Source organism: Streptomyces colwelliae, from assembly GCF_048158785.1.
Taxonomy (GTDB): domain Bacteria; phylum Actinomycetota; class Actinomycetes; order Streptomycetales; family Streptomycetaceae; genus Streptomyces.
Genome location: NZ_JBLTJC010000484.1, coordinates 1 through 6,852, shown reverse-complemented (window position 1 = coordinate 6,852; position 6,852 = coordinate 1). Strand labels below are relative to the sequence as shown.

General features: G+C 66.8%; 7 protein-coding genes and 1 pseudogene. 4 read left to right on the top strand and 4 right to left on the bottom strand.

Features of this window, described 5'->3' with window-relative positions:
* Positions 1-562: 562 nt before the first annotated feature.
* Positions 563-1,204: a DNA-3-methyladenine glycosylase gene (locus ACNFOC_RS48460; protein WP_416965387.1), complete on the bottom strand. Its 642-nt coding sequence runs from the start codon at positions 1,202-1,204 to the stop codon at positions 563-565.
* A gap of 137 nt (positions 1,205-1,341) precedes the next feature.
* Here ACNFOC_RS48460 and ACNFOC_RS48455 point away from each other — a divergent pair, with 137 nt between their 5' ends.
* The 3 genes from ACNFOC_RS48455 to ACNFOC_RS48445 all read left to right on the top strand — a co-directional run bounded on the left by ACNFOC_RS48455 (position 1,342) and on the right by ACNFOC_RS48445 (position 3,356).
* Complete coding sequence (locus ACNFOC_RS48455; RefSeq protein WP_416965386.1) at positions 1,342-2,124, top strand: sporulation protein; 783 nt, start codon at positions 1,342-1,344, stop codon at positions 2,122-2,124.
* A 40-nt stretch (positions 2,125-2,164) separates the two neighbouring features.
* Positions 2,165-2,704, top strand: a complete 540-nt coding sequence (locus ACNFOC_RS48450) for a YbhB/YbcL family Raf kinase inhibitor-like protein (RefSeq protein WP_416965385.1) — start codon at positions 2,165-2,167, stop codon at positions 2,702-2,704.
* 145 nt (positions 2,705-2,849) lie between these two features.
* On the top strand, positions 2,850-3,356 hold the full coding sequence (locus ACNFOC_RS48445) for an HNH endonuclease (protein WP_416965384.1): 507 nt from the start codon (positions 2,850-2,852) through the stop codon (positions 3,354-3,356).
* 119 nt (positions 3,357-3,475) lie between these two features.
* On the opposite strand, the gene ACNFOC_RS48440 is transcribed toward ACNFOC_RS48445, so the two are convergent.
* The 3 genes and pseudogenes from ACNFOC_RS48440 to ACNFOC_RS48430 all read right to left on the bottom strand — a co-directional run.
* Positions 3,476-4,441, bottom strand: coding sequence for an SPFH domain-containing protein (locus ACNFOC_RS48440; protein WP_033286429.1), 966 nt, complete (start codon positions 4,439-4,441; stop codon positions 3,476-3,478).
* Positions 4,442-4,615: 174 nt separating this feature from the next.
* Positions 4,616-5,050, bottom strand: a complete 435-nt coding sequence (locus ACNFOC_RS48435; RefSeq protein WP_416965383.1) for an NfeD family protein — start codon at positions 5,048-5,050, stop codon at positions 4,616-4,618.
* Positions 5,051-5,393: 343 nt separating this feature from the next.
* Positions 5,394-5,918, bottom strand: a pseudogene (locus ACNFOC_RS48430) (ABC transporter ATP-binding protein); the annotation flags it as partial.
* A 132-nt stretch (positions 5,919-6,050) separates the two neighbouring features.
* Between ACNFOC_RS48430 and ACNFOC_RS48425 the strand changes: the two are divergent.
* Complete coding sequence (locus ACNFOC_RS48425) at positions 6,051-6,740, top strand: Rv1486c family protein (protein ID WP_416965382.1); 690 nt, start codon at positions 6,051-6,053, stop codon at positions 6,738-6,740.
* The last annotated feature ends 112 nt before the right edge of the window (positions 6,741-6,852 follow it).

The following is a 6,852-nucleotide window of genomic DNA, read 5'->3' as shown; positions in this document are numbered from 1 at the left end:
TCTCCGTGAATGTTTACTCGGCCAGTAAATTAATACAGCCGGTGCACATACACGAGAGCGGAACAGTCAGGCGGAATAAGCCCGACCGTTCACAGCGTCCTCGCTGTATGTTTTCTTCAAAGGAACCACGCCCCAGACATCACATCGATGTTTGGAGACGGGGTATCAACATATCTGGCGTTGATTTTTGGCACGCTATTGAGTTCTCAAGGAACGGACGCTTCCTTTGTACTCACCCTCTCGGGCTTTCCTCCGGGCTTTTCCCTTCGGTCTTGCGTTTCCGACTCTATCAGACCGTTTCCGGTCCCGATTCCCTGTCGGAGGGGATTGTCAAGGGCTTTGGGCTTTCGCCCGTCGGCCTTTCGACATTCACTACGTTAGCCGATCCCCTCGGCAACTCATAATCGAGTTCCGCGAGTTCGAATTCAGGCATGCAGGCACGCCGAATGCGCCCTCGGTGAGGGAGAGTCGTAAGTAGTGGGTTGGCCGCTTCCGGCTGCAGGCGATTGCCGTACCCGGGTCAAGCGGCTCGGGCTACATTACGCACCCCCGCCATGGCGCGTCAACTTGACCGACGCCTTGGCGTATGAGCCCGATAAGGGCTCACCGTCGGGTCATTGGTGATCCAGAACCGCCATGGGTGGACCGCGCCCTCGCCCGACACTCCGGTGCGGGGACCGTTGCTTACCTGATGGGAGGGGACGGGTGTACCGGCCAGCATCCTCAAGGGTGTCTCGCCCGTGGTGCACGCGTCCGTGCCGTCCAGGGAGCGGTCGACGTCCAGGGCCGTGGCCAGGCGGGCGGGGCCTTTGGCCAGTTCTTTGTCATTTCGGGCCGAGAGTCGACGTTTGCGGGCGAGCTCGGCGCCCTCGACGATCTCGCCGGCGCGAAGCAGCACCGCCCTCGCCGTGCCCTCGGGACCGCACACCAGGTTCATGCAGTGCCACATGCCGTAGGTGAAGTAGACGTAGACGTACCCGGGCTGACCGAACATCACTCCGTTGCGGGCCGTCGGGCCGCGATAGGCATGCGACGCGGGGTCGTTGCCGCCGTCGTAGGCCTCGACCTCTGTGATGCGCAGGACGATCGGGCCGTCGGGGGTCGTGCGGACGAGGATGCGGCCCAGGAGGTCGGGGGCGACCTCCAGTACAGGGCGGTCGAAGAACTCTCTGGGGAGTGGCATACGGTCCGGGGGCGCGATCATGGCGTCCGAGCGTAGTCCAGGCCCGCTTGGGCCAAGGGGTGGTCAAGGTTCCGTCCGCTTGCCAGGGTGTGGCGCGGAACCGGGCGCGGTCTGTTCGCGTTTGTAGGGATCAAGGGTCCATACGTAAAGGGAGAGTCATGGCGTTCAAGAAGCTGCTCGCGAGCCTGGGGGCCGGCGGGGCTTCGGTGGAGACGGTGCTGACCGAGGTCAACGTCGTTCCGGGTGGTGTCGTCCAGGGCGAGGTGCGGATCCAGGGCGGGTCCGTGAACCAGGAGATCCAGGGGCTCTCGGTCGGACTGCAGGCCAAGGTCGAGATCGAGAGCGGCGACCAGGAGTACAAGCAGGACATCGAGTTCACGAAGGTGCGGCTGGGCGGCGCCTTCGAGTTGCAGGCGGGGACCGCGCACAACGTGCCGTTCGGGCTGGAGATCCCCTGGGAGACGCCGGTCACGATGATCGACGGCCAGTCGCTGCGCGGGATGCACATCGGGGTGAGCACCGAGCTGGCGATCGCGCGGGCCGTGGACTCCAGTGACCTCGACCCGGTCAACGTGCACCCGCTGCCGGCGCAGAAGGCGATCCTGGACGCCTTCATCCGGCTGGGCTTCCGCTTCAAGAACGCGGACATGGAGCGCGGTCACATCCGGGGGACGCGGCAGAAGCTGCCGTTCTACCAGGAGATCGAGTTCCAGCCGCCGTCGCAGTACCGCGGGCTCAACCAGGTCGAGCTGAGCTTCGTGGCCGACGAGAGCGCGATGGACGTCATCCTGGAGATGGACAAGAAGCCGGGCCTGTTCAGTGAGGGCAGTGACACCTTCCGGTCCTTCCAGGTGGGTCTGCACGACTTCCACGGGACGGACTGGGCCGCGTACCTCAACCAGTGGCTGTCCGAGGTCGGCAGCAAGCGCAACTGGTTCTAGGCTCGGTATCCACTGAAGAAACCGATCAGGAGGTACCGAGGTGACCGAGCTCAAGCGGCGGCCGCTCCCCCATGACTTCCACCCGCCCGTGCCGTCGTTCACGGTGACGAGTGAGGACGTCGAGCCGGGGGCCACGCTCAAGGACGCTCAGGTCTACGCGGCCGGCAACACCTCGCCGCAGCTGCGGTGGGAGGGCTTCCCGTCCGAGACCAAGAGTTTCGCCGTGACCTGCTACGACCCGGACGCCCCTACGGGGAGCGGGTTCTGGCACTGGACCGTGTTCGACATCCCGGTCTCGGTGACCGAGCTGCCGGCGGGTGCGGGCAGCGGCAAGTTCGAGGGGCTGCCCGAGGGCGCCGTACAGGTGCGGAACGACTACGGGTCGAAGGACTTCGGCGGTGCCGCGCCGCCGCCCGGGGACGGGTCGCACCGTTATGTGTTCACGGTGTACGCCGTGGACACGGAGAAACTTGGTCCGGACTCGGACGTTTCTCCCGCGGTCGTCGGTTTCAACCTGCGGTTCCACACGCTGGCGCGTGCCCAGCTCATCGGTGAGTACGAAGCGCCCACGGAAGACTGACGTTCATTGAACGTTTGCCCGCCTCTGGTCTTGGAATTGATCAGGGGCGGGCATTTTTTATTGCGTTGTCCATCTCGGCGTGCCCGGCCAGAGTTGATCCAAGCCCGCCGTGCGGTGGGCCGGTTGCACATGGGAGGTGGGCTGGATGCGGGACACGCTGGTGCTGAACGCGAGCTTCGAGCCGCTGTCGACGGTGTCGTTGAATCGAGCCGTCGTTCTGGTGCTGCAGGACAAAGCTGTCGTCGAGCAGGCCCACCCCGAACTGCGTATGCGCGGAGCCGAGGTCGACATACCGGTCCCCCGGGTGATCCGGCTGTGCAGGTATGTCAGGGTGCCGTTCCGAAGACAAGCTCCGTGGTCGAGGCGCGGTGTGCTGGTCCGCGACCGGCACAGGTGCGCGTACTGCGGCAGGCGGGCGACGACGGTCGACCACGTGGTGCCGAGGGCACAGGGCGGTCAGGACTCCTGGCTGAACACGGTGGCGTCCTGCGCGGAGGACAACCACCGCAAGGCGGCGCGGACTCCGGAGCAGGCGGGGATGCCGTTGCTGCGGCTGCCGTTCGAGCCGACGCCCGCTGACGCGATGTTGCTCGCGCTGGCGGTCGAGGACTTTGATGCGCTGCCGGGCTGGTTGGCTCGGGACGCTGCCTGAACTAAGCGCCGTAGGGGGCGTGGTTGGTCGTCGGGTGCGCGTCGTGTGTGGCTGATCGCGCAGTTCCCCGCGCCCCTTAGGGCGCGGGGAACTGGCGTAGCTCCAGAAGTGACCGACCGTCAGTCGATGGACGGCTTCTCTCGGCGTTGGCGGTCCGAATTGCCGCCCGAGTTGCCGGAGTTGCCTCCGTCGTTGCCCGAACCGCCGCCGAACGGGCCCATGTTGCCCATCGCGCCGGAGAGGCCCTTGAGGGCGTCGCCGATCTCGCTGGGGACGATCCAGAGCTTGTTGGCGTCGCCTTCGGCGATCTTCGGGAGCATCTGGAGGTACTGGTAGGAGAGGAGCTTCTGGTCGGCGTCGCCGGCGTGAATGGCCTCGAAGACCGTACGGACGGCCTGCGCTTCACCCTCAGCGCGCAGGGCCGCGGCCTTGGCCTCACCTTCGGCGCGCAGGATCTGGGACTGCTTCTCACCTTCGGCGGTGAGGATGGCGGCCTGACGCGTACCTTCCGCGGTGAGGATCGCGGCGCGCTTGTCACGGTCGGCGCGCATCTGCTTCTCCATCGAGTCCTGGATGGAGGTGGGGGGCTCGATTGCCTTGAGTTCGACGCGGTTTACGCGGATGCCCCACTTGCCCGTCGCCTCGTCGAGGACTCCGCGCAGGGCCGCGTTGATCTCCTCGCGGGAGGTCAGGGTCCGCTCCAGGTCCATGCCGCCGATGATGTTGCGGAGCGTGGTGACCGTGAGCTGCTCAATTGCCTGGATGTAGCTGGCCACTTCGTAGGTCGCGGCCCGCGCGTCCGTCACCTGGTAGTAGATGACCGTGTCGATGTTGACGACCAGGTTGTCCTGGGTGATCACCGGCTGCGGCGGGAACGGTACGACCTGTTCACGCAGGTCGATGCGGTTGCGGATCGTGTCGATGAACGGGACGACGATGTTGAGTCCCGCGTTGAGTGTCCGTGTGTAGCGGCCAAATCGCTCCACGATCGCGGCACTTGCCTGCGGGATGACCTGGATCGTCTTGATCAAAGCGATGAAGACCAACACCACCAGGATGATCAAGACGATGATGACCGGTTCCATCGTGCTCCCCGTACCCTTCTCCGCCTCGGCGCTTTCGGAAGATCTTATGGTTGTTGAAGATCTTGCTGGTCGAGTCTGTCAGACCGTCACGCAACTCGTGTGCTGTTCGGTTCAGTTGAGACCTGCCAGGTCATCAGTCGTGTCCTGCGAGATCGTCGGTTGCGTCCTGCGAGGTCAGATGACGATCGCGGTGGCTCCCTCGATCTCCACGACGTCCACCTCCTGGCCCGGTTCGTAGGCGCGGTCGGCGTCGAGTGAGCGGGCCGACCAGATCTCTCCGGCCAGCTTGATCCGACCGTCGCCGGAGCCGTCGACGCGCTCCAGGACGACGGCCTGTTTGCCCTTCAAGGCATCGATGCCCGTGGCGAGTTGGGGAAGCGTCGAACGGTGCCGGGTCGCGATGGGTCGTACGACCGCGATGAGGGCGACCGAGACCACGACGAAGACGAGGACCTGGACGACGACGCCCCCGCCGATCCCGGCGGTCACCGCGGCGGCGACGGCCCCCACGCCGAACATGCCGAATTCCGGCATCGCGGTCACCACGAGGGGGATCCCGAGTGCTGCCGCGCCGACGAGCCACCACACCCATGCGTCGATGTCGTTCACATGGTCAATGGTAGGGCTGCGGGTCCCGTCACGGACAGGGCGCATATGTCCCTACACCCGCTTCTTACAAGGCAGTTCAGGCCATGGGGAGACCGTGTGCGGTCCAGCGGTCGCCGACCTGCTCCACGATGAGCGGGAGACCGAAGCACAACGACAGGTTGCGGGCGGTGAGTTCGAGCTCCAGCGGGCCTGCGGCCAGGACCTTGCCCTGACGGATCATCAGGACGTGGGTGAAGCCCGGGGCGATCTCCTCGACGTGGTGCGTGACCATGATCATGGAGGGGGCGATCGGGTCGCGGGCGAGGCGGCCGAGCCGGCGTACGAGGTCCTCGCGGCCGCCGAGGTCGAGGCCGGCGGCGGGCTCGTCGAGGAGGAGCAGCTCGGGGTCGGTCATCAGGGCGCGGGCGATGAGAGTGCGCTTGCGCTCACCCTCGGACAGGGTGCCGAACTTGCGGTCCAGGTAGTCGCTCATGCCGAGGCGGTCGAGGAAGGCGCGGGCGCGCTGCTCGTCGACGTCCTCGTAGTCCTCGTTCCACCCGGCGGTCATGCCGTAGGCGGCGGTCAGCACGGTCTGGAGGACGGTCTGGCGCTTGGGGAGCTTCTCGGCCATGGCGATGCCGGCGACGCCGATACGGGGGCGCAGTTCGAAGACGTCGACCTTGCCGAGGGTCTCGCCGAGGATGGTGGCGGTGCCGCTGCTGGGGAACAGGTAGCTGGACGCGACGTTCAGGAGCGTGGTCTTGCCGGCGCCGTTCGGGCCGAGGATGACCCAGCGCTCGCCCTCCTTGACCGACCAGGAGACCTGGTCCACCAGAGCCCGGCCCTCCCGGACCACGGTTACGTCCTCCAGCTCCAGAACATCGCTCATGAGCGCGCTGTCTCCCATTGCATCGTCGGCCTGTCTCGGCTGTCGCGTGCGCCGGTAGGCGCAACCCTCGAAGAAATCTACGCCACCGGCCGGGCGGTCCATTCCATCGGTCCGGTCCTTAGGGTGGAGGGCATGCTTTCGGAACCACGTTCAGGACGCCTCGCCGCCTGGGGAAATGCCCTGTTGGCCGGGCTTGTCTCACCCGACGACGCCGTGCTCGCCATCGTGGGCGAGGACGCCGTGCACCGGGTGGAGGGGCTGCCGGGCGAGTCGGCACCCGTCGGACTCACCCTCGCACTGGGGCGGCTGCGCGCCCTCGGGGTGACCGGACTGCGGGTGGCGCTGCCCACCCCCGGACACCCACTGGGCCTGAGCGGCCCGCCCGACTTCAACGCCCGGGCACTCGATGCCGAGGAGGCGGTGATCTGCTACGGCGTCCCGCTCGGCCTCGTTCCCGAGGTCTACGAGGCCGGTCCCGCCGGTGACGTCCATGTCGAGGTCGTCTGGCACTGCCTGCCGGTGCGGGAGGCGCCGCCCGCCGATGTGCCCTCGCTCGGGGAGGCCGAGCGGGAGCTGGCGGAGGCGCTGCGGGATGCGACGGCGGTGTTGTCGCGGCTCGATGTCGCCGGGTCCGGGCCGGTGGCCGAGGCGGCGGTCGACGCGTATCGCGCGCGGGCGGAGCGGGGGCGGGAGGTGTTGGCGCCGGGGTATCCGCCGCGTGCGGTGCGGGTGCTGGAGCTTGCGCAGCGGGTGGGGCTGCTGGTGTCCGTGGCGTACGAGAACGGGCCCCAGGTGACGACCGGACCGGATGACGTTCGGTAAGCGCGAGGGCCGGCTACGAGCGCCGCCGCCGACTGGTGCTCGACCGGCTCACGGACGTGCGGGGTATCACGCTTGCTGAACCCCAGGGCGCCTTCTACGCGTTCATTCGTGC

What these genes read in the sequence shown, in the direction of transcription:
- ACNFOC_RS48440 (WP_033286429.1), bottom strand. Translation starts at nt 4,441, where the DNA reads ATGGAACCGGTCATCATCGTCTTGATCATCCTGGTGGTGTTGGTCTTC.
- ACNFOC_RS48445 (WP_416965384.1), top strand. Translation starts at nt 2,850, where the DNA reads ATGCGGGACACGCTGGTGCTGAACGCGAGCTTCGAGCCGCTGTCGACG.
- ACNFOC_RS48460 (WP_416965387.1), bottom strand. Translation starts at nt 1,204, where the DNA reads ATGATCGCGCCCCCGGACCGTATGCCACTCCCCAGAGAGTTCTTCGAC.
- ACNFOC_RS48425 (WP_416965382.1), top strand. Translation starts at nt 6,051, where the DNA reads ATGCTTTCGGAACCACGTTCAGGACGCCTCGCCGCCTGGGGAAATGCC.
- ACNFOC_RS48455 (WP_416965386.1), top strand. Translation starts at nt 1,342, where the DNA reads ATGGCGTTCAAGAAGCTGCTCGCGAGCCTGGGGGCCGGCGGGGCTTCG.